28 protein-coding genes and 3 tRNA genes are annotated in these 26,301 nt (G+C 39.2%); 17 read left to right on the top strand and 14 right to left on the bottom strand.

Going from position 1 to position 26,301, the window contains the following annotated elements; all coding sequences use genetic code 11:
- Positions 1–4: 4 nt before the first annotated feature.
- The 3 genes from thiE (at position 5) to I6E70_RS01110 (ending at position 3,579) form a co-directional block, all read left to right on the top strand.
- Positions 5–1,540 (top strand): thiamine phosphate synthase, encoded by a 1,536-nt coding sequence (gene thiE, locus I6E70_RS01120; RefSeq protein WP_197187836.1) that lies wholly within the window; start codon positions 5–7, stop codon positions 1,538–1,540.
- A 35-nt stretch (positions 1,541–1,575) separates the two neighbouring features.
- Entirely contained in the window at positions 1,576–2,325 is a 750-nt protein-coding gene (locus I6E70_RS01115) for a HesA/MoeB/ThiF family protein (protein WP_197151783.1), read from the top strand.
- Positions 2,326–2,595: 270 nt separating this feature from the next.
- On the top strand, positions 2,596–3,579 hold the full coding sequence (locus I6E70_RS01110; RefSeq protein WP_096058047.1) for an IS110 family transposase: 984 nt from the start codon (positions 2,596–2,598) through the stop codon (positions 3,577–3,579).
- A gap of 346 nt (positions 3,580–3,925) precedes the next feature.
- Here I6E70_RS01110 and asd read toward each other — a convergent pair whose 3' ends face one another.
- Both asd and rsgA read right to left on the bottom strand, forming a co-directional pair.
- A complete protein-coding gene (asd, locus tag I6E70_RS01105) occupies positions 3,926–4,792 on the bottom strand; it encodes an archaetidylserine decarboxylase (RefSeq protein WP_197187835.1) in 867 nt (288 codons plus the stop codon).
- Between the two features lie 15 nt (positions 4,793–4,807).
- Positions 4,808–5,866 (bottom strand): small ribosomal subunit biogenesis GTPase RsgA, encoded by a 1,059-nt coding sequence (gene rsgA / locus I6E70_RS01100; RefSeq protein WP_010554253.1) that lies wholly within the window; start codon positions 5,864–5,866, stop codon positions 4,808–4,810.
- A gap of 121 nt (positions 5,867–5,987) precedes the next feature.
- Here rsgA and orn point away from each other — a divergent pair, with 121 nt between their 5' ends.
- From orn to I6E70_RS01080, 4 genes are all read left to right on the top strand, one after another.
- Positions 5,988–6,533, top strand: coding sequence for an oligoribonuclease (gene orn / locus I6E70_RS01095; RefSeq protein ID WP_007585019.1), 546 nt, complete (start codon positions 5,988–5,990; stop codon positions 6,531–6,533).
- A gap of 105 nt (positions 6,534–6,638) precedes the next feature.
- Positions 6,639–6,714 (top strand) — tRNA-Gly (locus tag I6E70_RS01090).
- A gap of 120 nt (positions 6,715–6,834) precedes the next feature.
- Positions 6,835–6,910, top strand: a tRNA-Gly gene (locus I6E70_RS01085).
- Positions 6,911–6,953: 43 nt separating this feature from the next.
- Positions 6,954–7,029 (top strand) — tRNA-Gly (locus tag I6E70_RS01080).
- A 238-nt stretch (positions 7,030–7,267) separates the two neighbouring features.
- Here the strand turns inward: I6E70_RS01080 and I6E70_RS01075 are convergent.
- From I6E70_RS01075 to I6E70_RS01065, 3 genes are all read right to left on the bottom strand, one after another.
- Positions 7,268–7,696, bottom strand: a complete 429-nt coding sequence (locus I6E70_RS01075) for a secondary thiamine-phosphate synthase enzyme YjbQ (RefSeq protein ID WP_197187834.1) — start codon at positions 7,694–7,696, stop codon at positions 7,268–7,270.
- Positions 7,693–8,160 (bottom strand): chemotaxis protein CheX, encoded by a 468-nt coding sequence (locus I6E70_RS01070; RefSeq protein WP_007580265.1) that lies wholly within the window; start codon positions 8,158–8,160, stop codon positions 7,693–7,695. The genes I6E70_RS01075 and I6E70_RS01070 overlap by 4 nt, the downstream gene beginning before the upstream one ends.
- A gap of 75 nt (positions 8,161–8,235) precedes the next feature.
- Positions 8,236–8,673 carry a transcriptional repressor gene (locus I6E70_RS01065; RefSeq protein ID WP_007580267.1) on the bottom strand — a complete coding sequence of 146 codons (438 nt, stop codon included), beginning with the start codon at positions 8,671–8,673 and terminating at the stop codon, positions 8,236–8,238.
- Between the two features lie 95 nt (positions 8,674–8,768).
- On the opposite strand from I6E70_RS01065, the gene I6E70_RS01060 reads away from it, so the two are divergent.
- The 8 genes from I6E70_RS01060 to I6E70_RS01025 all read left to right on the top strand — a co-directional run bounded on the left by I6E70_RS01060 (position 8,769) and on the right by I6E70_RS01025 (position 14,442).
- Positions 8,769–9,389 (top strand): MarC family protein, encoded by a 621-nt coding sequence (locus tag I6E70_RS01060; RefSeq protein ID WP_024589771.1) that lies wholly within the window; start codon positions 8,769–8,771, stop codon positions 9,387–9,389.
- A 123-nt stretch (positions 9,390–9,512) separates the two neighbouring features.
- Positions 9,513–10,445, top strand: coding sequence for a tRNA dihydrouridine(20/20a) synthase DusA (dusA, locus tag I6E70_RS01055; protein WP_024589770.1), 933 nt, complete (start codon positions 9,513–9,515; stop codon positions 10,443–10,445).
- Between the two features lie 244 nt (positions 10,446–10,689).
- Positions 10,690–11,370: a PspA/IM30 family protein gene (locus I6E70_RS01050; protein WP_165721146.1), complete on the top strand. Its 681-nt coding sequence runs from the start codon at positions 10,690–10,692 to the stop codon at positions 11,368–11,370.
- 9 nt (positions 11,371–11,379) lie between these two features.
- Entirely contained in the window at positions 11,380–11,586 is a 207-nt protein-coding gene (locus tag I6E70_RS01045; RefSeq protein WP_010554259.1) for a PspC domain-containing protein, read from the top strand.
- A gap of 171 nt (positions 11,587–11,757) precedes the next feature.
- A complete protein-coding gene (locus tag I6E70_RS01040; RefSeq protein WP_010554260.1) occupies positions 11,758–12,084 on the top strand; it encodes a hypothetical protein in 327 nt (108 codons plus the stop codon).
- 79 nt (positions 12,085–12,163) lie between these two features.
- A complete protein-coding gene (locus I6E70_RS01035) occupies positions 12,164–12,673 on the top strand; it encodes a copper chaperone PCu(A)C (RefSeq protein WP_425595354.1) in 510 nt (169 codons plus the stop codon).
- Between the two features lie 8 nt (positions 12,674–12,681).
- Entirely contained in the window at positions 12,682–13,668 is a 987-nt protein-coding gene (locus I6E70_RS01030; RefSeq protein ID WP_197187832.1) for a DUF2333 family protein, read from the top strand.
- Between the two features lie 3 nt (positions 13,669–13,671).
- Positions 13,672–14,442 carry a TIGR04219 family outer membrane beta-barrel protein gene (locus I6E70_RS01025; protein ID WP_197187831.1) on the top strand — a complete coding sequence of 257 codons (771 nt, stop codon included), beginning with the start codon at positions 13,672–13,674 and terminating at the stop codon, positions 14,440–14,442.
- A gap of 33 nt (positions 14,443–14,475) precedes the next feature.
- Here I6E70_RS01025 and I6E70_RS01020 read toward each other — a convergent pair whose 3' ends face one another.
- Complete coding sequence (locus tag I6E70_RS01020; RefSeq protein WP_197187830.1) at positions 14,476–15,363, bottom strand: TIGR03899 family protein; 888 nt, start codon at positions 15,361–15,363, stop codon at positions 14,476–14,478.
- Positions 15,332–15,913, bottom strand: a complete 582-nt coding sequence (locus I6E70_RS01015; protein ID WP_197187829.1) for an SRPBCC family protein — start codon at positions 15,911–15,913, stop codon at positions 15,332–15,334. The genes I6E70_RS01020 and I6E70_RS01015 overlap by 32 nt, the downstream gene beginning before the upstream one ends.
- Positions 15,914–16,024: 111 nt before the next feature.
- Here I6E70_RS01015 and I6E70_RS01010 point away from each other — a divergent pair, with 111 nt between their 5' ends.
- Together I6E70_RS01010 and I6E70_RS01005 are read left to right on the top strand one after the other, a co-directional pair.
- Positions 16,025–18,214, top strand: a complete 2,190-nt coding sequence (locus I6E70_RS01010; protein ID WP_197187828.1) for a bifunctional diguanylate cyclase/phosphodiesterase — start codon at positions 16,025–16,027, stop codon at positions 18,212–18,214.
- A 130-nt stretch (positions 18,215–18,344) separates the two neighbouring features.
- Positions 18,345–20,522 carry a YgiQ family radical SAM protein gene (locus I6E70_RS01005; RefSeq protein ID WP_007580292.1) on the top strand — a complete coding sequence of 726 codons (2,178 nt, stop codon included), beginning with the start codon at positions 18,345–18,347 and terminating at the stop codon, positions 20,520–20,522.
- Positions 20,523–20,713: 191 nt separating this feature from the next.
- Here I6E70_RS01005 and I6E70_RS01000 read toward each other — a convergent pair whose 3' ends face one another.
- The 7 genes from I6E70_RS01000 to I6E70_RS00970 all read right to left on the bottom strand — a co-directional run bounded on the left by I6E70_RS01000 (position 20,714) and on the right by I6E70_RS00970 (position 26,260).
- A complete protein-coding gene (locus tag I6E70_RS01000; RefSeq protein ID WP_197187827.1) occupies positions 20,714–21,265 on the bottom strand; it encodes a protein disulfide oxidoreductase in 552 nt (183 codons plus the stop codon).
- Positions 21,266–21,321: 56 nt separating this feature from the next.
- Complete coding sequence (gene mgtE, locus I6E70_RS00995; protein ID WP_007580297.1) at positions 21,322–22,680, bottom strand: magnesium transporter; 1,359 nt, start codon at positions 22,678–22,680, stop codon at positions 21,322–21,324.
- 130 nt (positions 22,681–22,810) lie between these two features.
- Positions 22,811–23,083: an HPr family phosphocarrier protein gene (locus I6E70_RS00990; RefSeq protein WP_002957937.1), complete on the bottom strand. Its 273-nt coding sequence runs from the start codon at positions 23,081–23,083 to the stop codon at positions 22,811–22,813.
- Between the two features lie 42 nt (positions 23,084–23,125).
- Complete coding sequence (rapZ, locus tag I6E70_RS00985; RefSeq protein ID WP_101216897.1) at positions 23,126–23,971, bottom strand: RNase adapter RapZ; 846 nt, start codon at positions 23,969–23,971, stop codon at positions 23,126–23,128.
- Between the two features lie 18 nt (positions 23,972–23,989).
- Positions 23,990–24,442: a PTS IIA-like nitrogen regulatory protein PtsN gene (gene ptsN, locus I6E70_RS00980; protein ID WP_024594001.1), complete on the bottom strand. Its 453-nt coding sequence runs from the start codon at positions 24,440–24,442 to the stop codon at positions 23,990–23,992.
- A gap of 4 nt (positions 24,443–24,446) precedes the next feature.
- Positions 24,447–24,734, bottom strand: a complete 288-nt coding sequence (gene hpf / locus I6E70_RS00975) for a ribosome hibernation promoting factor (RefSeq protein WP_007580301.1) — start codon at positions 24,732–24,734, stop codon at positions 24,447–24,449.
- Positions 24,735–24,760: 26 nt separating this feature from the next.
- On the bottom strand, positions 24,761–26,260 hold the full coding sequence (locus I6E70_RS00970) for an RNA polymerase factor sigma-54 (RefSeq protein ID WP_007580303.1): 1,500 nt from the start codon (positions 26,258–26,260) through the stop codon (positions 24,761–24,763).
- Between the last annotated feature and the right edge of the window lie 41 nt (positions 26,261–26,301).

The following is a 26,301-nucleotide window of genomic DNA, read 5'->3' as shown; positions in this document are numbered from 1 at the left end:
GAATATGAATAACGTAGTATGGACAATTGCCGGATCTGATTCGGGCGGCGGTGCCGGTATTCAAGCTGATATAAAAGCAATGCAAAGTTTTGGTGTACATGGCTGCACGGCAATTACGGCGCTTACTGCACAAAATAGTTTAGGCGTAGAGGCTATTAATGCAGTGTCTACCGATATTATTGAATCGCAGTTACTAGCGCTTGAAAAAGACATGAAAGCCAAAGTGATAAAAATTGGCATGTTAGCCAATGTGCAGCAAATTCAGTTGATCAGCGAACATATAAGTCACTATAAAGCTAAGTGGCCTGTGCCTCCCGTTATTGTATATGACCCTGTCGCTATTGCCTCAAGCGGTGACTTACTAACAGAAGAGGACACCGTCAGCGCAATAAAAGAATGTTTACTGCCGCTGGTGGATGTAATAACCCCAAACACCCATGAAACACAGTTATTAACCGGTGTGTATTTAATTGGCCCGGCGGCAATAAAAGAAGCGGCTAATAAGTTATTAAGCTGGGGTGCAAAAGCCGTTGTGATTAAAGGCGGACATTGGGATTACCCAAGTGGCTACTGCATTGATTATTGTATTGATAGTAATACGCAAAATGGTGAAGAATACTGGTTAGGCAATAAAAAAATACAAACACCGCATAACCACGGCACCGGGTGTAGCATGGCTTCAGTAATTGCTGCGTGTTTAGCTAAAGACTATCCATTAAAAGATGCCTTTATTTTAGCTAAAGCATATATAAACCAAGGGCTAAAACAGTCAGTACGCTACGGTGAGGGGATTGGACCAGTTGCTCAGACCTCGTTTCCTACTAATTTAGCTGACTACCCACAAGTAATTGAGCCAGGTAGCTGGCTTGGCGATGAATTAGATTTTGATGTACCGCTTGATTTTAATATGGCTGCTGATTTTGCACCGTGTGAAACACAATCGCTTGGCTTGTATGCGGTTGTAGATAGCACAGATTGGTTAGAAAAATGCTTACAACAAGGCATTAAAACAGCGCAGTTACGCGTTAAAAATAAAACGCAAGACGAGCTTGATGCGCTCATTAAGCAAGCTGTTGAGCTGGGCAAGCAATACAACGCACAGGTATTTATAAACGATTACTGGCAGCTAGCTATTAAGCATGGTGCGTATGGTGTGCATTTAGGGCAAGAGGATTTAGAGATTGCTAATTTAGCGGCAATTAAAGACGCTGGGTTAAGGCTTGGGCTTTCTACTCATGGTTTTTATGAAATGCTGCGTGCGCATAATTATCGCCCTAGTTATATGGCATTTGGTGCTATTTACCCAACCACAACAAAAGACATGACAGGGCAAATACAAGGTCTTGAAAAGCTGATCAAATTTGTACCGCTTATGCAAAGCTATCCAACGGTAGCAATAGGCGGTATTGATTTAAGCCGTGCAAAGCAGGTAGCGAAAACTGGCGTGGGTAGTGTTGCCGTAGTGCGTGCGATTACCGAGGCTGATAATTACGTAGAGGCTATAAGTGCTCTGCAAGTGGCCATAAGAAGTGCACATTAATATTAACAAGGGCAATACTAACAAGGCCGGTAAACGTGAATGAGCTAAGCGAAAAAGAAACCCTTCGTTATAGCCGCCATTTGTTGCTTGAAGAAGTTGGGCTTGAAGGGCAGTTAGCACTTAAATCCTCAACGGTTGCAGTAGTGGGGGCTGGTGGTTTAGGTAGCCCAGCACTTTTGTATTTAGCTGCGGCGGGCATTGGAACGCTTATTTTAATTGACGATGATGAGGTTGAGCTTTCAAATTTACAGCGCCAAGTGCTTTATAAAATAAATCACTTAGGGCAAAACAAGGTCGCTGCAGCAGGTAAAGTATTAGCGAGCCTGAATAATCAAATAGACATAGTAACGCATTGCCAAAAGTTAGATGAGAGTAATGCAGTTAACATGCTAAAAGGTGCTGACATCGTACTTGATTGCTCTGATAACTTTAGCACTCGCTATTGCGTTAATCGTTATTGTATTGCTAATAAAACACCGTTAATTTCTGGTGCTGCATTGGCAACTAAAGGGCAGTTAATGGGCTTTGATTTTAGGCAAAGTGATAGCCCATGTTATGGCTGTGTTTTTCCACAAAGCGAAGCTACACCAGTTATCAATTGCAGTAACGCAGGAGTGATTAGCCCGCTACTGGGTGTAATTGGCTCTATGCAGGCGCAACTTACGCTCAACTTATTAATGGGGCATGCAGAGGGATGTGTATTTATAACGTTTGATGCGCTTACTTTAAAGCAGCAGCACTTTAAAGTGATTAAAGATTCAGAGTGTAAAGAGTGTGGTAAATAGGTTTTTGAGGGGCTTGTGCTTGTTATTACATGTGGCGTTAAAGAATTAAAAGCTGCGCTTTTCGCGTGAGCAAGCTCTACGCCTTGTATCTCTCATTGATAAATGATTAGCTATCATTTATCACATCGAAGTCAGTGAGCTTGCCTTTACGCCTAGTATTTAATACTGCGCCGTAGATAAAGCCCTGACTTTCTATTCTCACAAACTGAATGGTATCCAAGCACGCTTTTATTTAAGTAGATGCTGTATGTACAAGGGGAGTAAGTAGAGATGATGTTTATCGGCATTGATATTAGTAAAGAGAAGATTGATTTATCGTGGTTGAGAGACCAGCTTACAAATAAAATTAAAACAAAAGTCTTTAAAAACAAGCGCCAAGACTTTGTAACAATAGAAAAATGGCTTTTAAATACAACTAAAAGCGCTGCTAGTGAGCTCGTTATCACCCTCGAACCAACGGGTGTTTATCATGAAGCGCTGATGTATTTTTTACACGAGCAAGGCTTTAATATTATTTTAGCGAACCCAGGTAAAGCTAAAAAGTATGCAGACGCTTTAAACATAATTCACAAAACAGACAAATCTGATGCAACGATGCTTGCTCATTATGGCTGTGCTAAGCACGCAGTCGTTAATTATTGGCAACCTGAAGCGTTAGAAATTAGAGAGCTTAAAGCCCTTATTCGTCGTTTAGATGCGCTTGAGAGTAACCGACAACGAGAAGCTAACCGATTAGAAGCAAGTGAATTCAGCAACGTTTCCGCGCGTGTTTGCCAATCGATAAAAGTGACAATCGCGTTTTTAGATGATGAAATTAAACAGCTTAAATCTGACATTGATAACCACATAGATAATGAACCTGATTTAAAAAGAAACAGGAAACTACTTGAGTCTATCCCTGGCATTGGGCCCGTATTATCGAGAGAGCTGACGTATTTGTTTGCGGCTAAAAAATTTAATAAAGCCAAAGAAGCGGCGGCTTATTGTGGATTAATCCCACGGCATAATGAATCGGGTAAATTAAAAGGGCGAACATCAATCAGTAAACTTGGGCCAGCCAGAATTCGATGCAAACTTTATATGGCAGCCATTGTTGCTGGGCAATGGAATAAAACAATAAAACGACACAAGTTAACGTTAATAAATAATGGTAAAACACCGATGCAAGCTGTGTGTGCAAATATGCGAAAGCTAATTCATATATGTTTTGGTGTAATAAAAAACCAAGAAGCGTTTAAGCTCCAAGAAAGTTAAATACGACCTTGAAGCTTAAAATGAGAGATGGTATCTACAGTACATCAAAATTCTTACACCAAACTTGTATACGCACAGCTTGCTGGCGTGACGAGCAAAGCTCGTAATTTCTATGCCAGATGTCTTCTCATTTACATCTCTTTTGCTTCTCTTAGTGCAATAAGATCTTAAGTGATTTATTCACAAAGAGGTTAAGAGGGCGCTGCGCTTTAGAGAAGCCAATTAATAGTTATCAGTTATAAATATTAAAAGCGGCGCTTTACGCGTGTGCAGGCTTTACCTCTTCAAAAATAAAAAACCGCGTTAATTAAACGCGGTTTTTTTAATTTCTAATTAACGATTGATTTTAGTCGTTAATTTTTGCAAACGCAGTACCTAAGCGAGTAACCACTTCAGGTAGTTGATCGTCCAGTATTTCAGCTTTATCAGCACCCCATGCTAGTACCACAGTAGAGCCTAATTTAAAGCGACCCATCTCTTCACCCTTTTTAAGCGTGATAGCGTTATCGCCAGTGGTTGGATATTTCCAACTAAATACATCGCTACCTGCTGGTGGCGTGACAGTACCAGCCCAAATAGTTTCTATGCTGGCTACAATTGTTGCGCCAACAAGTACCATTGCAAGCTGACCAATCTCAGTTTCAAAAATTGCGACTACGCGTTCGTTACGTGCAAATAAGTTAGGCACGTTTTGCGCTGTAAGTGGGTTTACTGAAAATAAATCACCTGGCACGTAAATCATTTTGCTTAGTGTGCCATCAATTGGCATATGAATACGGTGGTAATCTTTAGGCGCTAAATAAATCGTTGCAAACTTACCGCCTAAAAATGGTGTTGTATCATCTTGTGAGCCGCCTAGTAGCGCTTGTAAGCTGTAATCGTGGCCTTTAGCTTGTATTAGCTGTCCGTCAACAATATCGCCTAGCTGGCTGATTGCGCCATCCACTGGATGAATGATGATATTGCTATCTTCTACCATTGGGCGCATGCCTTCTTTTAGAGGGCGAGTAAAAAATTCATTAAAGCTTTTATAATGAGCCGGATCTGGGTATTGGGCTTCGCTCATATCTACTTTATATTGCTTAATAAATAGTTTAATTAAAGTAGTGGTTAAAGCACCCGCTTTTGCAGCAGCTAATTTGCCGACTACGCGTGAAATAAAATGTTTTGGCATTGCGTACTGCATTGCGATTTTAAATTTGTCTAAACTCACAGTATTTTTCCTAAATTATACGCGAGGCGCACGGGCGCCTGCACGGCCATCGGCCATTGTTTCTAAAATTCGGTGGTAGCTGTCAAAGCGCAATTGAGAAATTCTTCCATCGGCTACTGCTTCTTTAACGATGCAACCCGGATCGTTTAAATGTTTACAGTCTCTAAAGCGGCACCCGCCTATAAATTCTCTAAACTCTTTAAAGCACCACGTTACACGTTCAACATCTAAATGCCATAAACCAAACTCACGAATACCTGGCGAGTCGATTAGGTTACCGCCACTTGGTAAATGGTGAAGTCGCGAAACAGTTGTTGTATGCTGGCCTAAGCCGCTGTTTTCAGATACTTCTTTAGTTAATATTTCAGCGTTAGGCAATACAGTATTAACGAGGGTTGATTTACCCACACCACTTTGGCCAACAAAAATATTATTTTTATCAACAAGTACTTCTTTTAATTTATCAATACCATCGCCTGATATATTACTAACAAGGAGTACTTGGTAATCAAGTTTACGATAGATATCGAGAACTTTTTGTATTTCGTTAAGGCCTGCTTCGTCAATTAAATCGGTTTTATTGAGCACTAAAATTGGCTCAATGCCCATATCTTCACAGGCTATTAAATAACGGTCGATAATACTAGGGGTAAACTCGGGTAATACAGCCGATACCATGAGTATTTGGTCAATGTTGGCTGCAATAACTTTAACACCGTCGTAAAAATCAGGGCGGGTAAGTTGCGAGCGACGCTCTTGCGTGGCTTCAATTACACCGGCTAAATCACCTTCACTTACTTTGGCACGGCGAAATAATACTTCATCACCACATACTAAATTAGACACAGTACGGCGTATATTACAGCGAAGTACATCGCCATTTTCAGTTTCGACATCGGCGTGTTGGCCAAAACGACTGATCACAATTGCGCTCTCGACCTGACCTAAGTTATCGGTTTGCCATTCTTGCGCCCCTTTTTTAGCCGGTCTTGAGTCTGCGCTATTAATGCGCTTTTGGTGATTGGCCTTGATCTGACGCGATTGGCCTTTACTTAATTTTTTTTGTTTTGCCACTGGAGGCCTATAACCTTAGTTAAATGTCGCTTTTCCTAAAAAAAGCTTTAGCTCGACGGTTGATGCTAATATGATATATCGAAATGCGTTGGATCTAAAGGAAAGCACCGCTTAGGTAATTATGACTATTAATAAATCAAATTTAATTTGGCTCGATCTTGAAATGACAGGGCTCGAACCAGAGACCGATAAAATACTCGAAATTGCGACGGTTGTCACTGACGCAGACCTGAATATATTAGCCGAAGGGCCAACTATAGCTATTCATCAAAGTGATGAATTACTAAATGGCATGGACGAGTGGTGTACTACTCAACATGGTAAGTCGGGTTTAACAGCGCGCTGCAAAGCAAGTACCTTTGATGAAGCCTATGCTGTGGAGCAAACTTTAGCGTTTTTAAAGCAGTGGGTACCAGCAGGCACTTCGCCAATGTGTGGTAATTCAATTGGTCAAGACCGCCGCTTTATGAATAAATATATGCGCGAGCTTGAAGACTTCTTTCATTACAGAAATCTTGATGTGAGTACTATTAAAGAATTAGCACGTCGCTGGAAACCAGAAGTGCTTGCAAAAGTGAACAAAAAAGGCTCACACCTTGCTTTGGATGACATTAAAGATTCGATTATGGAATTAAAAGTCTATAGAGAAAATTTCTTTAATTTGTAAAAAACACTTGCAAACAGACTGTATTATTGTAGAATCCTGCCCCGCTCAAGACGATAACCCACGCGGGGTTAGTGTGTTTGAGTGATTGAATTACCATCAATAAATGCGGTACTAGCTCAGTTGGTAGAGCGCGACCTTGCCAAGGTCGAGGTCACGAGTTCGAGCCTCGTGTACCGCTCCAATTTCTAACCAAAAGAAATTGTAGTGTTGAATAAAAATATAATGCGGTACTAGCTCAGTTGCTAGAATGTTGAACGCGACCTGTCGCGCACCAACGTAAAATAACTGAAGAAGTAAAAATGCGGTACTAGCTCAGTTGGTAGAGCGCGACCTTGCCAAGGTCGAGGTCACGAGTTCGAGCCTCGTGTACCGCTCCAATTTCTAGCCAAAAGAAATTGTAGTGTTTAATGAAAATATAATGCGGTACTAGCTCAGTTGGTAGAGCGCGACCTTGCCAAGGTCGAGGTCACGAGTTCGAGCCTCGTGTACCGCTCCAATCTTTTTATATCCTTTCAAAATTTTCTGTATTAAAAATCATAAATAAAATTATAATTTAAAATCTCTCTTATCTACTTTATTCTATATGTAACATTCAGCATTGAAGTTTTGGTTATTAGAAGCTATCGCTTCGCGCGCGAGCAAGCTCTGCGCCTACAAGAAAGGTGTCGTACTTTGAAGTTATGAGGTATGAGTGAGGTACAGAAGAGCTAATACTTTGAAACCTGAAGCTTTTGTTAAAATAGCTCCCCCTGAATAGTTGCTATAATACGTCTAGATCCGCCTGAGTTACGATGTTCACCTAAATAAATGCCTTGCCATGTACCTAACGCTAAATAACCATTTGAAATAGGAATACTTAGCTCGCAGCCTAACGTACTGGTTTTAATATGCGCGGGCATGTCGTCATCACCTTCATAATCGTGGCGGTAGTAAGGTTGACGCTCAGGAACGAATTTATTGAAATGGCTTTCCATGTCCATACGAACAGTGGGATCTGCATTTTCGTTTATTGTAAGGCTCGCTGAGGTATGCTGAATAAATAAATGTAACAAGCCTATTTTGTAACTCGCCAGTTCAGGAAGTTGAGATAATATTTCGCCATCAATTATATGAAAACCTCGCAGGCGAGGTTTTAATGTAATTTGCTTTTGCTGCCAACTCATAGTTTATCGAAGCTAACTTCAATGTTTGCATTACCAGCGTCACAGCTAAATGGCATGATGATCTTTTTACCTTGGCTTTTATGAGTAATTGTATGACCTTTACCCGATACCACAATAGGCGTTGCCATATCAAAGTCGAAGCCTTTCTCGCCAAGTAAATTTTTAGCACCACCAGTTACCATGTTGGTTATTTCGCCAACCATATCGGTAACTTCTTCATCTATGGTATCAGGGCGTTCGCCAAGCATACGCTCCATGATGGTTAATGCTAATCCTTCATCAAATGTAATTGAAAATGATCCTCGCGTTTGCGGGCCAACCATACCAATCAAACCTGATACATCACCACAGGCTATCTCATCAGTTTTAATGCGAGGTTTACCCGGCTTCAATTGAGTTTGAGCCATAGTGCTTAAAACATTAATTAAAGAAGATAAAAAAGGATTGATGAATTCTACATTCATAGTGGCTACTCTTAAATTTGTTCTGTGAAATGACTATATAGTTTGAGTATAGTCACTAAGGATAACTTTGAAGGATTATGATGCTCTGCAAGATTCACATTTACCATGTGCTTCTATTGTTTGCCCTGATACGACAAAGCCACCTTCGGCAGCTAGATTATTAAGCTCATGCGAAATTACACTCGAGTGTAATTCTTTAACAAAGCCACATGTATCGCAAATTAATAATTGTACCGGGTGAATATGATCAAAATGATGGCACAGCATAAATGCATTTGTGCTTTCAATTTTATGAATAAAACCTAGTTCAGCTAAAAAGTCTAATGCACGATAAATAGTTGCAGGTTTAGCACCTGTTTCAGTTACTTTTAATTGCTCAAGCAAATCGTATGCACCAACACCACCTTGTGCACTGGCTAATAGACGAAATACTTTCTCGCGGATAGGCGTAAAACGCGCACCACGGTTGTCACAAACTTGTTTTGCTTTACTTACGAGTGATTCTATATTCATCATTACTCTTATCCTTATGCTACCGTGATATACTAACATACTGTGTTGTAGTTGCAGCGTTTTTATTAAGCGCTTTTTACCTAGGAAACCCAGTAATGCACGAACTATTGGCTATATTTATTTTCTTTTTTGCGGTTATTGACCCCATTGGCACTGTACCTGTATTTATTGCAGTCACACGTGGTGATGATGAGAAATTTAAACGTAAAGTTATATTTAAAGCGGTAGGCGTATCTGCATTAGTGCTCTTATTTTTTGTACTCGCAGGTGAGCAATTACTTAACGCAATTGAAATTCCACTTTCGGCTTTTCAAATAGCCGGCGGTATCATATTACTTATTTTTGCGCTTTCAATGATATTTGGTGAAAGTAAACCTGAAGCCGAAATTAAAAGTGTACGCGACAGCACTGAAACCGCTATTTTTCCGCTTGCGATTCCGTCTATCGCGAGCCCTGGCGCTATGTTAGGCGCCGTATTAATGACTCGTAATGAAGAATATACCTGGGTTGAGCAGTTACTAACGTCTTCAATGATGCTTGCTGTATTAGCGGTTGTACTGGTTTTGTTACTGCTTGCAACGCATGTACATAAATTAATTGGTGACAGTGGCGCAAGTATAATAAGTAGAATTATGGGGCTTATTTTAAGCTCGGTTGCGGTTACCAATATTTTAAATGGCATAGCCCATTATTTTGGCTTGCAGGTATTCTCTTAACATTGATGCCTGCTAGGCTTTTGTGTAAAATGCAGCGCCTTTTAAGCTGTGCTTAATAACTTTAATACCCTGAGGTTTGCTTTGAATAAATGTACTTTGGATAGACGCTTTTCTGTGGCCCCAATGCTTGATTGGACTGATCGCCATTGTCGTACTTTTCATCGCAAAATGACTAAACATACTGTGCTTTATACTGAAATGATAACCACAGGGGCTATTTTATTTGGTCGAGGCGACTACTTACATTTTAATAAACACGAAGGCCCAGTTGCACTGCAACTTGGTGGCTCTGATCCTAAAGCGCTTGCGCAATGTGCAAAGCTCGCAGGTGAGCGTGGTTATGACGAAATAAATTTAAATGTAGGTTGCCCGTCAGACAGAGTTCAAAATGGTCGATTTGGCGCATGCTTAATGGCTGAGCCTCAATTAGTTGCTGAGTGTGTTGCAGCAATGAAAAGCGAAGTAAGTATTCCTGTAACTGTTAAAACGCGTATTGGTATTGATGAGCAAGATTCGTATGAGTTTTTATGTGCGCTTATTGAAGCGTCTCATAAAGTAGGATGTGATGATTTTATTATTCATGCTCGTAAAGCATGGCTTAATGGTTTAAGCCCGAAAGAAAATCGTGAAGTCCCACCGCTTGATTACCCACGTGTTTATCAACTTAAAAAAGATTATCCGCAGCTAGACTTAAGCCTAAATGGCGGTGTTAAAACAATTGAGCAGAGCCTAGAACATCTACAACATATTGATGGTGTAATGATTGGGCGTGAAGCTTACAGTAACCCATTTATGCTCAATGACGTTGATGAGAAAATTTATGGTGATGCTGCAAACACACAATCACGCCACGACGTAGTGCGCTCAATGTACAGCTACATTGAAGAAGAAATGCGTTTGGGTGCTAATTTTTGGCATATTGCACGTCACATGCTCGGTATTTTTCAGGGGCAGCCTGGTGCACGAGGTTTTAGACGCCACCTTTCTGAAAGTGGTCATGGTAAGCAAGCTGATTTATCGGTAATGGATAAAGCATTAAGCTTTGTACCAGAATAAAGCTAAGCTTTAAAAGTTCTAAATTTAAGCCACTTTCGAGTGGCTTTTTTGATCCTAAATATTAGTCAAAAGCATAATTTATTGGCCAATTACACTCTATGCTGTTCAGCTTGAAGTCACTAAAAACTAGAGTGATTTTTGTTTATCACTATGATTTTAAATGTTTTATTTTTGTTTTGATGAACTTGGCACAACTCTTGGAATCTTCTTGTTGAAATTAATTAAAAATCAACAGGAGAATACCATGGGAATATTTAACCGCGTAAATGACGTAATTCAATCAAACATTGTCGCTATGCTTGATAAAGCTGAGGACCCAGAAAAACTTTTAAACTTGATGCTTACCGAGATGCAAGATGCGTTGAATGAGTGCCGTAGTACAGCAGCCGCTTTATTGTGTGAAGAGAAAATAATTAATCGCCAAATTGATACTAAAAAAACAGAATTAGCAGCTTGGCAAGTTAAAGCAGAACGTGCGGTTGAGAAGGGCAGTGATGACCTTGCTAAGTCTGCCTTACTTGAAAAGCAGCGCGTTAACGAAAGCATTGAGAATAAGCAAACTCAACTAGAAACACTGCAAGAGTCTATTGCAAAAATTAAGGTTGATTGTGAGCGTCTGCAGCAAAAAATGGCTATGGCCAAAACTAAGCAAGCTCAGTTAATGCAGCGTCATAATGTTGCTATTGCTAGAGGGCGAATCAGTACGCAACTACAAAGCGATAAAGTAGCTCATGCGTTGTCTCGTTTTGAACAAATAGAGCAGCGTGTTGAAGGTATTGAAGCTCAAGTAGAGGCTTATGAGCTGACTGATACAGCAAGCTCTACGAGTGCCCAAATTGAGTCGTTAGTTAAAAATGAAAAAATTGATGCTGAACTGGCTCGCTTAAAAGCGAACTTAAATACTAATTTAAAACAAACTGCTTAGGAGATTGCTATGAACAGCTTTAATCGTCAACGAGGTTGGTATAAAGATACTCTAAATAAAAAAATATCAGGTGTTTGTAGTGGTTTAGCTCGTAGATTGGACTTTCCTGTATGGGCAACACGCGTAGTTACTATTTTGTTGTTTTTGAGTTTTCCGTTTGCAATTGCACTTGGTTATTTTATAGCGCATTGCTGCCTTGAAAATAAAGAGTATTAATACCAACAGGCATAAATATTTGAACAATTTAACAAATTAAATTACTTTATAACGTTGTTAAAAATTTTATGTAGAACAACTAGATATAAAAATTTTTGCCTAGTTATAGCGCAATTTTCTTATCGTTAAAGAGACCTCATATATAAGCCGGTTGGTATAAGGAGAATTACTATGAAAGCTTTGGCAGTATGTGTAATTATTTATTTATTACTGTTTACTGATTTAATAACGTTTGTGCAGATTGATTCTTGGCAGTTGCCGTTATGGATTGCTGATATTAGCTGGGCTGGGCTCGAGCTTGTAGGTGCTTTGGCCGCAATTGTTGCTGTAGTTGCTGTAGTGGCTTTAATTACTATGGGATTAGTTGGTGCGGGTGTAGTGGCATTAGCAGGGACTGTTTTAGCGCTTTTATTCGGATCTATAATGATTGCATGGCCGTTACTATTTGTTGCAGTGTTGTGCTGGCTTGTTGCCGATAACAAAAAAGTAGCCTCTTAATCCTTAATTTGACTGACTATTATAGGTTAACTATGTTAAATTTAGTCTGTAATTTAAAGTTTTCATAAGGATAAGAATGATGACGAAACTATGTTTTTCGATGGCTTCTGCATTAATATTTAGTTTTTTTTCGTCATCGTTGGCGGCGCACTCAGGGCACGATCATGGTTCTGATGTGGCTGTGCTCGAAGTAACTAACGCGCAAGTTAGAGAGTTTTTACCTGGCAGTACTTCAACTGTAGGTTATTTAACGCTAATAAATCACAGTGGAGCCGCAGCAACTTTAACTAAGGCAACTATTGATGGCTTAGGGCGTGTTGAAATACACGAGCATTCACATGTAGACGGCATGATGAAAATGCAACAAGTTGAATCAGTTGAAATTAAAGCGCACGAAAGTGTCAGTTTTCAACCTGGCGGTTATCATTTAATGGTATTTGAACCACAAGAGCCATTAAAAGTAGAGCAAGAACGCAAACTCACGCTATATTTTAGTGACGGTAATCGCTTGTTCACTAATGCTCAAGTCGTGTCGCTTGAAGCGCAAGCTACGCAGTCAAAACCATCTACTCAACACGCTCATCACTAGGAGTACACATGTCGCAACACAAAGGAAAAATAGCAGGAATAGTTGTTTTACTGCTTATCATATTTTACGCAATTGCTGTTTACTGGAGCACTGAGCCTTCACGTTTTGATGTTGTTGCAAACGCGAAAGAGCAAGCGCAGCTTCGTAATGAAAAAATAGTTACGGGTTATGTAACTACTTCTACTTTAATTACAGTAGCAAATACCTTACTAGATAAACCCGGTGGCTACTTATCAAATGATGTAATACCACCAAGTATTATTATGGATGATATGCCGGCGTGGGAATATGGCGCGCTAGAAATGGTGCGTGATTTATCGCTTTCTATGCGAAAAGATTTTAGCCGTTCGCAATCACAATCAACGGAACATGAAGCACTTAAAAAGGCGCAGCCACAGTTTAATATAAGCTCTGAAGCATGGGCATGGCCAAGTGCTGAAGGTGAGTATCAAAAAGGTATTGACTACTTAATGGTATATCGTGGACAAATTGCTAACGAGCATGAGCGTGATAGTCAATTTTATGCACGAGCAGATAACTTACGTAGTTGGCTTAAAGAAGCTGAAAAACGTTTAGGTAGCTTAAGTCAGCGTTTAAGTGCCAGTGTAGGCCAAGAAAAAGTGAACACCGATTTAGCAGGTAATTCATCAAATAAACAAGCAACTCTTGCTCCACTGCAGCAGCAAGTAAGAACACAGTGGTTAGAAATTGACGATGTATTTTACGAGTCGCGCGGTGCTACTTGGGCGTTACTGCATTTTTTACAAGCGATAGAGTACGATTTTAATGATGTACTTGAAAAGAAAAATGCACGTGTAAGCGTTCAACAAATTATACGTGAGCTTGAGGCAACCCAAGAAACAGTGTGGAGCCCACTTATTTTAAACGGGAATGGTTTTGGCTATGTTGCTAACCATTCTTTAGTTATGGCAAATTATATTTCTAGAGCCAATGCGGCTTTAATCGAACTTAGCGAACTACTAGCTCAAGGATAAAAAATGAAAAAGTATTGTTTAGCAGCAGCCCTTTCAATGGCATGTTTAGCACCAGCAGCGCAAGCTGACACTCTACTAGGTTTATACGTAGGTGTTGATGGATGGAAGTCAGATAACGATGGCCAATTTTCTTACAAAAATAATGCATCTCAAGATTTTAATTTTGAAGATGAGACTTTTGTAAGTTATTACGCGGCGCTTGAGCACCCAGTACCGTTAGTACCAAATATCAAATTAAAGTATACAGAGCTTGAGTTAAATGGTTCTGCGCTGCTTACAGATACATTTAGCTTCAATGGTTCTGATTATGTTGTTGGTTCTACTGTAAATACGATAAGTGATTTAACGCATATTGATTATATTTTTTATTATGAAATTTTTGATAATGACTTAATTTCAATAGACCTAGGTTTAAATGCTAAACAGTTTGACGGTGATATTGTTGTAAGTGGCACTACCCAAAATGGTGGTACTAACTTTACCGAAACCAAAGACTTCTCTGGTTTTGTTCCTCTTGCATACGGCCGTGCCGAAGCTGGCTTACCATTTACTGGTTTAAGTGTATTTTTTGAAGGTAGCTTTTTGGCTATTGACGACAGTAAAGTACAAGATTATCAAGTAGGGGTAGCGTGGGAACTTATTGATAACCTAGCAGTAGATGTTGCTGTTAAAGCAGGTTACCGCTCTATGGTATTAGAACTTGATGATGTAGATGATATTACTACTGATATTGATGCATCTGGCCCATTTGCGGGTATTCAGGTTCATTTTTAATTAGTATTTTCTAATTAAACAAAGCGTGGCATATTATTTTATTGCGTGCCACGCTAAATCAAACTCTCCCTCTAGCGCATTATTAATCAACTGCTTATAGACCTTATTGACAGGGAAATTAATGAGTTTAGATAGCTCATCACCTGTTTGAGTAAATTTGTAATAGCTTAATACCAAATCACTACTCTTTGCTTTTAACGTTACTTTTTGCGATAAAAATGAAAGGGTAAGTTCTTGCCCCGCTTTAAGCACTGCAGATTCAATTTCTTTTCTATACAGTAAATTAAGATCCATGAGCGTTAAAATATCAGGAAAGCTAATGCCCGTTTTTCCTAAATTTAGAGATACTTTATTGCCTTTTCGTAGCAAATCAAACAAAGATGGTTTTTTGTAAAAACCGAGTAATATAAAGTGGCTGTCGTCTTTTTCGTTATAGCCTGAGAGCGACACACATTTTTGCAAAGAGTCTGCTTCTCGCTGTGTCATATGCTTTAAAGTTTGTAGGCTTTTAATTGAAAACGTACCAGGGTTAAGTGTTTCTCCTGTTAAAATTTTTGCCCATAAAATTTGCATTGATTCATTAGAAGTATCTTCACACAGAGCTATAAAATGCTCTACCCAATCAACATCGGGCTGTTTACTATTTGCTACATCAGGGCAAAACCCCATAGCCATTGCTAAAATTGATTCTATATTTTGTTGTTGTTTAATAAGTAATAAATCTTGGCGTTTTTGAGCGCGAGCTAAAACAGAGTTTTCACTGTTAATATGATAAAGCGGCTTAATTTGGCCCTTAATATCGTAACTTTGCTCGTTAGTAGGTAGTACACCGTTACTACCTACTTTTGTTATAGGGTAACCAAGTAAGGATTCGATGATGTTGGCAAGATTAATTCTCGCCTGTGCTGTTTTGACTGTCATGACTGTGCATTATCCTTTGTGGATCACTAAGCTGTGCAACAGTTTGAAGGTTATTTAACCCCAGTGAAACTGTATTACTGAGTACGTACTCGCTTAAAATTGCAGTGTAACCAGATATTAAAGGAGCAGTTGTTTGACCTTTAATATTACATATTAACGTAACTATACCGTTTTGCTCGCTAAGGTTAAATGTACCTCTAATAATATGTTCAGCATTTAAAAGTATGTTGAAGCTGACTTTATTTTGGCTTACCGAAGTTATGATCATTTCACCATACCCCCATTTTCCTTTCCAAGACTGATGAGCCCCTAGGCCAGAACTGGGTTCGCCCAAAGTAAAATGTATGCTGGGGTCTACTTTTTCCCATGGAGACCATTTTTGCCATTGGCTAAAGTCGGTGATAAGCGGCTTTATTACTTTAAGATTGGCATTAATTTCGATTGTTTTATTTACACTATAACTTTGAGGCAGTATTAGCCCTACCAGTGCCAATACTAATAGTAATAACAGTACGCATTTGATTAATATTTTTAATGATTTAATAAGCACACCTTTTATTAGTTTTTCAAGTTGAAATACAACAACTTTTTATTAATCGACTATAGTATGAATTAGATTATAAACCAAAAATAATTTATTGATTGCTACTTAGGAGAGCGAATGTCGTCAGATCAAAACGATTTTTTATTTTTTGAACAAGATTTTGAAGACTATGCTGTTGTTGAGCAGACTAAGTTTTGGGATATTTTAATTGTTGATGACGAACCTGAGATTCACTCTGTAACAAAATTAGCTTTGTCTGGCGTTGAGTTTTTAGGGGCTGGCTTGCGATTTCACGATGCTTATTCGGGTGTAGAAGCAATAGAAGTGCTAGCTAAAAATAAAAATATTTCGGTTATTTTTTTAGACGTTGTTATGGAAACTGACGATGCCGGTTTGCAGGTTGTAAAAAGGGTGCGTGACGAATTAAATAATCAACATGTAAGAATTATTTTAAGAACAGGGCAAGCAGGTATTACACCAGAAGAAAAAGTAATACGAGAATACGACATAAATGACTATAAAACGAAAACAGAGCTGACTCGTTCTAAGTTAGTAACTTCGCTTATAACCGCTATTCGCTCATACGAGCAGGTATGTCAGCTTGAATATCAAAGTGATGCAATGAACACGATTGTTTCAGCATCAAAGTCTATTTTAGGACTTACTGATGTTAAGCAATTATGCAAAGAAATCATCAAGCACATGAGTATTATTTTAAAATGTTCACCTAGAGGGCTTGTTTGCAGTAAGTTAGATGGCGATGATTTTATTCAGGTCTTAGGTGGTTGCGGGCATTACGAAAGCTATTTTGGTAAAAAATTAATTAATGTTGATAGCAAAGTATTTGAACAAGTTGAGTCGTGTTTTGGTTTGTCAAAGCACCAACACATAGACTCAAGTTCAACATTTATATTAAAAAGTAAGCATCGAAAAGCGGCTTTATATATAGAGTGCGACCACATTCCCTTACAAGCACAGCTACAATTTGCTGAAATTTTCTTAACTAATGTAAGTGTAGCACTTGATAACATAAGGTTATTTGTAAAGTTAAGAGATGCTGCTTATAAAGATGTGCTTACTGGTATTTCAAATCGTACTAACTTTATTGAGCGTGTTGTGAGTTATCAAAAGCCACACGTGAACGATCATGTATTTGTATTACTTGATGTAGTTAATTTTGCAGATATTAATAACGGCTTAGGGCAAGAGGTCGGCAATAAAGTATTAATTGGCATTGTGCAAAGGTTAAGAGAAAATTACCCAACAGCTAAATTACTATCACGTATTGGCGCTGATGTTTTTGGTTTTATTATTCGTCAAGACGAATTTGACTTAAAAAAGTTGAATGAGCAATTAGGTATTTCATTTTACGCAGAAGAACATTTACTCCCTATCGATTTTAGAGTGGGCTTATGCCAACAACAAGACTTTCAAAGTAGCGGTATTGATACACTGAAAGTTGCTTATATTGCACTTGACCAAGCTAAAAAAGCAAAGCATAAAGAAGGCGTTTATTACAATATTGATATGCAAGATAAGATGGCTTGGCGGATAGGGATTATTAGGCAGTTACGTCATGACTTTGCTCGAAATAAATTAGAGGTATGGTACCAACCTCAACTTGCACTAGATGACTTATCGCTAATTGGATGTGAGGCATTATTACGCTGGCCGGCAAGTGATGGCGTGTATATATCGCCGGCTGTGTTTGTGCCACTTGCAGAGGATGCGGGCTTAATTGTTGATATAGGGCAGTGGGTATTAGAACAAGCTTGCCAACAGCAAAAGCGCCTAGAAAATATGGGCACAGAAATTTGTATTGCTGTTAATGTGTCTGTCCCACAGTTTAAAGTAAAAGGTTATGCGCAAACTGTTAAAAATACATTGTTAAAATATGGTGTTAAGCCAAAAAACATAGAATTAGAAATCACCGAGAGCGTAGTAATGGATGAGCTGGAAACGGTTATTAGTACGCTAAGTGAGCTAAAAGAACTCGGAATGGAAGTTGCTATTGATGACTTTGGTACTGGTTTTTCGTCGCTGAGTTACATTCAAAGTTTACCTTTGGATCGGTTGAAAATAGATCGTGCATTTATTAAAGATTTACCAAATGATGACACTGGCGCTATTGCTGCCTTAGTTATATCTCTTGGTGCTAAGTTGGGCTTAAAAACGATTGCTGAAGGGGTCGAAACACAAGAGCAAGCCCAGTTCTTAAAAAATTTAGGATGCGATGAAGTACAAGGTTTTATGTATGCTAAACCCATGCCTGAAAATGAATTAATAGAATTTATAAATAAACGCTAAAAAGATTAACTTATTATTTAAGCTAATGAACGATTTAGAATTTAAGGCGCGATATGCTTTGACTACTTTGTATATATAAACAATTTAGTAGGGTATAATTCGCGCCTTTTGTTATTCTACGGCCACAATTATGAGCACACTCAAAGCTAAGCGCGCCTTATTTTCATACCCTAAATACTGGGCTGAATGTTATGGCACCGCGCCATTTTTACCAACTACACGTGAAGAAATGGATGCACTTGGCTGGGATAGCTGCGACATAATAATAATTAGTGGCGACGCGTACGTCGATCATCCTAGTTTTGGTATGGCGGTAATTGGCCGTGTACTTGAAGCGCAAGGTTTTAGAGTAGGTATTATCGCCCAGCCAGCATGGGACTCTAAAGATGCATTTATGGAACTAGGCAGACCGAATTTATTTTTTGGTGTAACAGCTGGCAACATGGATTCAATGATCAATCGCTATACAGCTGAAAAGCGTATGCGCCACGATGATGCTTACACGCCAGATAACGTAGGTGGTAAACGTCCAGATCGCGCCGTAATGATTTACTCGCAAAAATGCCGTGAAGCATACAAAGGTATCCCAATTGTTATTGGCGGTATTGAAGCGAGTCTTCGTCGTATAGCTCATTACGACTATTGGCAAGAAAAAGTACGTCGTAGTATTTTGTTTGATGCAAAAGCTGATATTTTAATTTACGGTAACGCAGAGCGTCCGTTAGTTGAAGTTGCACACCGTATTGCCGCAGGCGAAACAATGGATACTATTCAAGATATTCGCGGCACGGCTGTTATCAGAAAAGAACCTTTACCAGGTTGGCGTGGAAGTGACTCCACCGCTATAGATAAAATTGGTAAAATTGATCCAATTCCAAATCCATACGGCGCTGATGATGTTGGCTGTAGTAAATCTGAATTTAAACAAGCGGGTATAGACTTAAAGGCAGAAGCTGCAAAACCAATTATGGTTCAGCCTGCGCGACCTAAGCCATGGGAAAAAACTTACGTTAAGTTACCTGCTTATGAGCAAGTAAGTGTTAACAAACCTTTATACGCCCACGCTTCGCGTATTCTACATCAAGAAACAAATCCTGGTTGTGCAAGAGCACTGTTTCAGCGACACGGCGATCGTTCTATTTGGGTAAACCCGCCAGCATACCCATTAGAAACACATGAGATGGATGCTGTGTTTGGTTTACCGTATCAGCGTATTCCTCACCCAAGTTACGGCGACTCTAAAATTCCTGCTTACGACATGATAAAAACGTCAGTTAATATTATGCGCGGCTGTTTTGGAGGTTGTTCGTTTTGCTCAATTACGGAGCATGAAGGGCGTATTATTCAAAGCCGTTCGCAAGAATCAATTATTGAAGAAATTGAACAGATTAGAGATAAGGTACCCGGTTTTACTGGTGTTATCTCTGACTTAGGTGGCCCAACGGCAAATATGTATAAACTGCGTTGTACTAGCAAAAAGGCAGAAAGTACCTGTAGACGTTTATCATGTGTGTATCCTGAAATTTGTAAGCATATGGATACAGATCATACGCCAACAATAGACTTATACAAAAAAGCACGTGAAGTTAAGGGTATCAAAAAGGTATTGATTGCTTCCGGTGTTCGTTACGACTTAGCTGTACGCGACCCGCGTTACGTTAAAGAATTAGTAACGCATCATGTAGGTGGCTACTTAAAAATAGCGCCAGAGCATACAGAAGATGGTCCATTATCAAAAATGATGAAACCAGGTATGGGGGCGTACGATCAATTTAAAGAATTATTTGATAAGTACTCTAAAGAAGCCGGTAAAAAGCAGTATTTAATTCCTTACTTTATATCAGCTCACCCAGGGACAAAAGATGAAGACATGGTAAACATGGCTTTATGGCTTAAATCGAATGACTTTAAGCTTGATCAGGTACAAAATTTTTACCCATCACCGATGGCTAATGCGACGACTATTTACCACACAGAAATGAACTCTTTACGTAATATAAAAAACAATACAGAAGTTGTTCCAGTACCTAAAGGTGCTCGCCAACGTAGATTACATAAAGCTATTTTACGCTACCATGATGCAGCAGGTTGGCCGATGATACGTGAAGCACTGCGTAAAATGGGTAAAGCTAATTTAATTGGTAAAGGGCCTAACTGTTTAGTGCCTGAAGAAGGGCGTGATGAAAAAGCAGGTAAAGGTGGCAGTAAAGGCGGACGTCCGGCACTAACGCGACATACCGGTTTTAGCCAATTTAAAAAGGCAAACACTAAACCAAAAGTAGGCGGTAATCGTCAAAGTACACGTTAGTGATTCAATCTATTAATAACTAGTAGATTAGTTTAATTACGCCAAGAGTTTTTAAGCCCTTTTCATGCGTAAATTAAGTAAACCTTGCTCTTTATTATCTATATTATTGTAGGTGATAAAGAGCGAGCTTTTAGAAACCCCTCTTGAGATAGCACGTATTTAGTGCCTATATACTTGCAGTTAGTTTTTTCTTAAAACGTTGATGATAACCACAAACGTAATTTAAGTGACCACAACGGCTGAATGCCTGTTAGCCCTTGCGTCATTTTATTATCTTTTAAGATTATATAAGATGGCGTGACTTGCCCTTGCCAATCGGCAAATATCTCACCGTGTTGATCGTTGACAGTGGTAAAACTGTAGCCATGATCATTTAGATACTCATGTAGTTTTTGATCCGAACCTGATTTTACTGCGATGCTCACTACAGGGTAGTTATTCTCGTTTGCGAGTTCGTTTATGGCAGGGGAGGTAATACTACAAATAGGGCACCAAGTTCCCCAAAAATAGACAAGTGTTGGTTTATCTTGGCTCATTGCTGACAAATCAATGTTTTGCCCTTTATAATCTATTAATTGTAATTGAGGATTTGCTGGCATAACAGGTTGTCGCCACCAATTTACAGCGTTATAAATTACGAAAAATATGAAACCATATATCAACACACTTTTTAATATTGATAAGCCTTTTTGTTTTGGCGTTTTTTTAGGTGTGTCTTTTTTATTTTTGGTATCCGTTGTCATAGTTGCAGCTTTACTCTAAGTGTTTTTTACTTTAGTTATTTGCAAAAGTTTCTAATTTAAACCAGCAACCAGGTAGCAGTACCTAAAAAGGCGAATATACCCACAATGTCTGTAATTGTAGTTAAAACTACACTACCTGCAAGAGCGGGATCTATATTCATCTTTTTAAGAATAATAGGGATACTCGCACCAGCAACACCTGCCACCACTAAGTTCATAAACATAGCGAAGGCGAGTACGCCACCAAGCATAAAGTCCCACTGCCATAGGGCAATAACACCTGCTATTAACAACGACCACAAAACACCGTTTAACGCGCCAATAGCAAGCTCTTTCATCATCAAGAAACGTTGGTTAGTTTGATTAATATGACCTACCGCAATACCACGGATAACAAGCGTTAATGATTGGCTACCTGCAACACCGCCCATAGAAGGGACAATACCGTTTAGTACAGCTAAAATAGGGAGCACATCTAAAGTGCCTTCAAAAAAGCTAGCTACAAAAGCAGCTGCAAGTGCAGTTAGTAAGTTGACACCTAACCAGACTGAGCGTTTTTTAGAGCTTTTTAGTACTGGCGCAAAGGTATCTTCTTCATCATCAAGACCGGCTAAGCCCAATAAACTATGCTCAGCATCTTCTCGGATTACGTCAACGATGTCATCGATAGTGACACGACCAAGGAGCTGATCGTTATCATCAACTACGGGGGCCGATATCCAATTATGACGTTCAAATAATTGCGCGACTTCACTTTCATCCATTGAGATTGGAATGGATTCACAATCTTCATCCATTAAATCGCGAACAATCTTTTCTGGCGGGTTAGTTAATAATGTACTCAGCGATAAAGCGCCTATAAAGCAGTTATGCTTATCAACAACGTACAAGTCATCGGTACCTTCTGGTAACTCGCCACGTAGCCTAATATACCTAAGTACAACATCAAGCGTAACATCAGGGCGAATGGTCACCGTATCGGTGTTCATTAGCGCGCCAGCAGAACGCTCTTGATACGAAAGTGCTTGTGTTGCACGTTCACGGTCTTGAATGTCCATCGCGCTAACAACGTCTTTATAGACGGTGTCTGGCAGACTACGTAATACTTCACCTAAGTCATCGTGGCCCATATCTTCTGTTGCGGCTGCAATGTGCTTAGGTTCCATTTGGGCAATAATGCCTAAACGAACATCTTCTGAGAGTTCTTCAAGAACATCGCCTTGCACATCAGGATCAACCAACTGCCAAAGGAGTCGGCGAATTTTATGCGGTGATGATTCTAATAATAATGCGGTATCACAAGGAGCTGTTTTTGCGAGCATGCGCCTAACTTGAACAAATTGACCACTATTGAGTGACTTAGTCACCTGTTTTAGTTGCTGTAGTGGGTAATCTTGTTCAAAAGCTTCAGGCATTGGCGTCCTTTATAAATTTTTATATTACTTTATGGGGAGAGGTGAGTTAACTGGCGTCACTAACCGTATTTATTTTATATATCTGTTTTAGTTGGGGCATTAGTAATGCGAGCATTATTTTTATAACTGTTTATTCTTGTTCATTAAAACGTTGTGCTATTAATTCTCCAACAGCATGTAAAGCTTGCTCAGAATCGGGGCCTTTACATACAACTTTTACTTCTTTGCCTTGGCTACTTTCAAGTAACATTAGTGCAAGTACGCTATCGCCTGCAGCTTCTTTGTCATCTTGAAATAATGTAATTGTCGCATCAAACTGCACTGCCAATTGGGCAAGCACGGTGGCTGCTCTGGCGTGCAATCCTAATTTGTTTTTTATTAAAAAAGTGTCTTCACAATGCATAACTTACTCTACCTAAGCTGAACAGGTGATTATTCAGCTATATTATTTTTCTTGTTCGCGATGGCGAATTTTCACATTGGGATGTGTCATTGCAAAACTTTCACCAATAGTTTGCGCTAAATATACAGAGCGATGTTGTCCGCCTGTACACCCAATAGCAATGGTTAAATAACTGCGGTTATTTCGCTCTAAGTGCGGTAACCATGTTTGTACAAATGTTTGAATTTGCCATGTGAATTTTTGCACTATGCTGTGATTGGCCAAATAATCTTTAACGGGTTGATCTAACCCATTTAAAGGTTTTAATTCAGGTTCCCAATGTGGATTTGGTAAAAAGCGTGCATCAAATACATAATCAGCTTCTTTTGGTATGCCGTGTTTAAAACCAAACGATTCAAACGTGACAATTAGTTGTTTATCTTTTTTACCTAAAATCTTTTCACGAATAGATTCAGCGAGTTGATGAACACTCAAATCAGTCGTGTCTATCATAAAGTCGGCGCGGGTGATTAATACATCAAGTAATTCTTTTTCTTTTTTGATGGCTAAATCAAGAGGCAACGAGTCAATTGATAGTGGGTGTAATCTACGAGTTTCAGAAAAACGTTTGATCAATGTTTGATCGTCGCTATCTAAATAAAATAACGTAGGTTTTGCAAAGCCAGGCAAGTATTCAAGAATATCGTTAAATTCATCTTGTTGTTTAGGGATGTTCCGCACATCAATGCTAACAGCAATTTTATCGTAGCTATCAGACACACTGCGAACTAATGAAGGAAGCAAGTTAACTGGAATATTATCTACGCAATAATAACCTAAATCTTCTACAACGCGTAAAGCAACCGACTTTCCAGAACCAGAACGGCCGCTTATGATAATTAACTCCATTTAACACCCTTTATAAAACTATGATTGATTGACAATAACTTGGTAAAGCTCAGCATCTGATTTTGCACTGCGTAACTGTTTACAAAAATCTTTGTTGTTTAGTTTATCAGCAATGGTTGCTAGAGTCTTTAAGTGCTGCTGGTTATCGCCATCTGGTACGATGAGTGCGACGAAAATATCAACAGGGCGATTATCGATTGCATCAAAATTTATTGGAGTTTCGCTAACGAGCACTAAAGCCAAAGGCTCTTCTGCACCGCTCATTCTTCCATGAGGAATGGCAATGCCACGCCCTATACCTGTACTACCCAATTTTTCTCTGCTCATTAAAGCATTAAGAATATCTTGTTGCGGTAAATACGGAAGTTTGTCGTGAGCAAGTTCGCTAATGAACTCTAAAATTCTTTTTTTGCTATTAAAAAGGACCGCAGCTTTGCTGCAGTCCTGGCATATAAGTGAGCTTAATTTCATCATATTAGTGTCGAGCAAGCTTCTCTTTGTGTTTAATTACTTGTCGATCGAGCTTGTCGATCAACGAGTCAATGGCGGCATACATATCTTGATGTTCTGTAGAGGCAAATAGCTCAGCACCGCTTACGTGTATGGTGGCTTCTGCTTTTTGATTTAATTTTTCTACATCGAGAATGACATGAACATTATTAATATGATCAGAGTGTCTTTCTAGCTTCGCAAATTTGGTATTAATATAGTCTCTTAGTGAATCGGTTAATTCTACGTGACGACCAGTTAAGTTTAGTTGCATAAGCATTACCCTCTTTTTTTTGCGTCTTAAATCAAACTTTTACGCTGATTTGACGGTGGAATAGCCAGAGATTCGCGGTATTTTGCGATTGTACGTCTCGCTACTTTAATTCCTTGCTCAGCCAATATATCCGCTATTTTGCTATCACTCAATGGTTTTGCTGAGTTTTCTGCTGCGATTAATTTTCGGATAAGCGCACGGATTGCTGTAGATGAACATTCACCCCCGTTTTCGGTGCTTACATGGCTTGAGAAAAAGTATTTAAGCTCAAATATACCACGGGGTGTGTGCATATACTTTTGGGTTGTTACGCGCGAAATTGTTGATTCGTGCATTTCTACCATTTCAGCAACATCATTTAAAACCATTGGTTTCATGGCTTCAGGACCGTGTTCAAAAAAGCCTTGTTGTTGCTTAACAATACAATTTGTTACTTTTAATAGCGTGTCGTTTCTACTTTCTAAGCTTTTAATAAACCATTTAGCTTCTTGTAAATGCGAGCGAATAAACTGGCTGTCACCACTGGATTTTACAGTGCGAGACATTGCCGCGTATTGGCTATTAACACGAATTTTAGGCATGCTATCTGGGTTTAACTCAACAACCCAGCGGCCTTTAATTTTTTTAACTGACACATCAGGAATAACATACTCAGATTCTTCTCTTACAATAGTATCTGCAGGTTTAGGGCTAAGAGTATGTATTAATGTCATTACTTCTTTAAGCTCTTCTTCTTTGAGCTTAGTTTTCTTCATTAATGTACGATAGTCACGAGCAGCTAATAAATCAATATGCTCGGTTAAAATCATTTTTGTTTCATTAATGTAAGGTGTTTCTTTATCAAACTGGTTAAGCTGAATACACAAACACTCTTGTAAACTACGTGCAGCAATACCAACAGGATCAAACAGTTGGATGCGTTTTAATACAGCTTCAATTTCATCAAGTTCGACTTCGTTATCATCTTCGTTTTCTTGATTAAAGCTTTCTAAAATCTCTTCGCAGCTTAGTGTTAAAATACCTGAATCATCGACGGCTTCTACAATAGCAATAGCAATAGCTTCGTCTGTAGGGCTAAATGGCGTTAGTTGTAACTGCCACATTAAATACTCATGGAGCGTTTCAGTAGAGGCGCCTTGGTATATTGATTCGTCTTCAGGCATCGGACCCGATGATGCTGCTGGGGCGGCACTCATGTACTCATCCCAACTAACATCCATAGCCATGTCGTCACTTAGCGTGTCTTTTGCAAGTGCTTCACCACTATCTTGTTCGTATTCGCTTGGAGCATCATCGGCAGATGCGCTAACAGTTATGTCATCTGTATCTGCTTTTTGCTCGTTTTTACCTGCAGCGTCTTCTGAATAGTCTGCTTCTTCAACCTCTAATAGCGGGTTGCTGTCGAGAGCTTCTTGTATTTCTTGCTGGAGATCCAATGTACTGAGTTGCAACAAACGAATAGCTTGTTGCAGCTGTGGAGTCATTGTAAGTTGCTGGCCCATGCGCAGCTGTAGTGATTGCCTCATGTATCTCTAACAATCCTTTTATGTTGTTATAATTAATACTA

Source organism: Pseudoalteromonas sp. NGC95, assembly GCF_015864705.1.
In the GTDB taxonomy this organism is placed as follows: domain Bacteria; phylum Pseudomonadota; class Gammaproteobacteria; order Enterobacterales; family Alteromonadaceae; genus Pseudoalteromonas; species Pseudoalteromonas arctica.
The sequence above is the reverse complement of the archived record's forward strand: the minus strand, read 5'-3'. Positions and strand labels throughout refer to the sequence as shown.

Bases quoted from the DNA above. Each gene is read 5' to 3' on its own strand.
- thiE (WP_197187836.1), top strand. From the start codon at position 5: ATGAATAACGTAGTATGGACAATTGCCGGATCTGATTCGGGCGGCGGT.
- I6E70_RS01110 (WP_096058047.1), top strand. From the start codon at position 2,596: ATGATGTTTATCGGCATTGATATTAGTAAAGAGAAGATTGATTTATCG.
- orn (WP_007585019.1), top strand. From the start codon at position 5,988: ATGACTATTAATAAATCAAATTTAATTTGGCTCGATCTTGAAATGACA.
- I6E70_RS01075 (WP_197187834.1), bottom strand. From the start codon at position 7,696: ATGAGTTGGCAGCAAAAGCAAATTACATTAAAACCTCGCCTGCGAGGT.
- I6E70_RS01070 (WP_007580265.1), bottom strand. From the start codon at position 8,160: ATGAATGTAGAATTCATCAATCCTTTTTTATCTTCTTTAATTAATGTT.
- I6E70_RS01065 (WP_007580267.1), bottom strand. From the start codon at position 8,673: ATGAATATAGAATCACTCGTAAGTAAAGCAAAACAAGTTTGTGACAAC.
- I6E70_RS01060 (WP_024589771.1), top strand. From the start codon at position 8,769: ATGCACGAACTATTGGCTATATTTATTTTCTTTTTTGCGGTTATTGAC.
- dusA (WP_024589770.1), top strand. From the start codon at position 9,513: ATGCTTGATTGGACTGATCGCCATTGTCGTACTTTTCATCGCAAAATG.
- I6E70_RS01050 (WP_165721146.1), top strand. From the start codon at position 10,690: ATGGGAATATTTAACCGCGTAAATGACGTAATTCAATCAAACATTGTC.
- I6E70_RS01045 (WP_010554259.1), top strand. From the start codon at position 11,380: ATGAACAGCTTTAATCGTCAACGAGGTTGGTATAAAGATACTCTAAAT.
- I6E70_RS01040 (WP_010554260.1), top strand. From the start codon at position 11,758: ATGAAAGCTTTGGCAGTATGTGTAATTATTTATTTATTACTGTTTACT.
- I6E70_RS01035 (WP_425595354.1), top strand. From the start codon at position 12,164: ATGACGAAACTATGTTTTTCGATGGCTTCTGCATTAATATTTAGTTTT.
- I6E70_RS01030 (WP_197187832.1), top strand. From the start codon at position 12,682: ATGTCGCAACACAAAGGAAAAATAGCAGGAATAGTTGTTTTACTGCTT.
- I6E70_RS01025 (WP_197187831.1), top strand. From the start codon at position 13,672: ATGAAAAAGTATTGTTTAGCAGCAGCCCTTTCAATGGCATGTTTAGCA.
- I6E70_RS01020 (WP_197187830.1), bottom strand. From the start codon at position 15,363: ATGACAGTCAAAACAGCACAGGCGAGAATTAATCTTGCCAACATCATC.
- I6E70_RS01010 (WP_197187828.1), top strand. From the start codon at position 16,025: ATGTCGTCAGATCAAAACGATTTTTTATTTTTTGAACAAGATTTTGAA.
- I6E70_RS01005 (WP_007580292.1), top strand. From the start codon at position 18,345: ATGAGCACACTCAAAGCTAAGCGCGCCTTATTTTCATACCCTAAATAC.
- I6E70_RS01000 (WP_197187827.1), bottom strand. From the start codon at position 21,265: ATGACAACGGATACCAAAAATAAAAAAGACACACCTAAAAAAACGCCA.
- mgtE (WP_007580297.1), bottom strand. From the start codon at position 22,680: ATGCCTGAAGCTTTTGAACAAGATTACCCACTACAGCAACTAAAACAG.
- I6E70_RS00990 (WP_002957937.1), bottom strand. From the start codon at position 23,083: ATGCATTGTGAAGACACTTTTTTAATAAAAAACAAATTAGGATTGCAC.
- rapZ (WP_101216897.1), bottom strand. From the start codon at position 23,971: ATGGAGTTAATTATCATAAGCGGCCGTTCTGGTTCTGGAAAGTCGGTT.
- ptsN (WP_024594001.1), bottom strand. From the start codon at position 24,442: ATGAAATTAAGCTCACTTATATGCCAGGACTGCAGCAAAGCTGCGGTC.
- hpf (WP_007580301.1), bottom strand. From the start codon at position 24,734: ATGCAACTAAACTTAACTGGTCGTCACGTAGAATTAACCGATTCACTA.
- I6E70_RS00970 (WP_007580303.1), bottom strand. From the start codon at position 26,260: ATGAGGCAATCACTACAGCTGCGCATGGGCCAGCAACTTACAATGACT.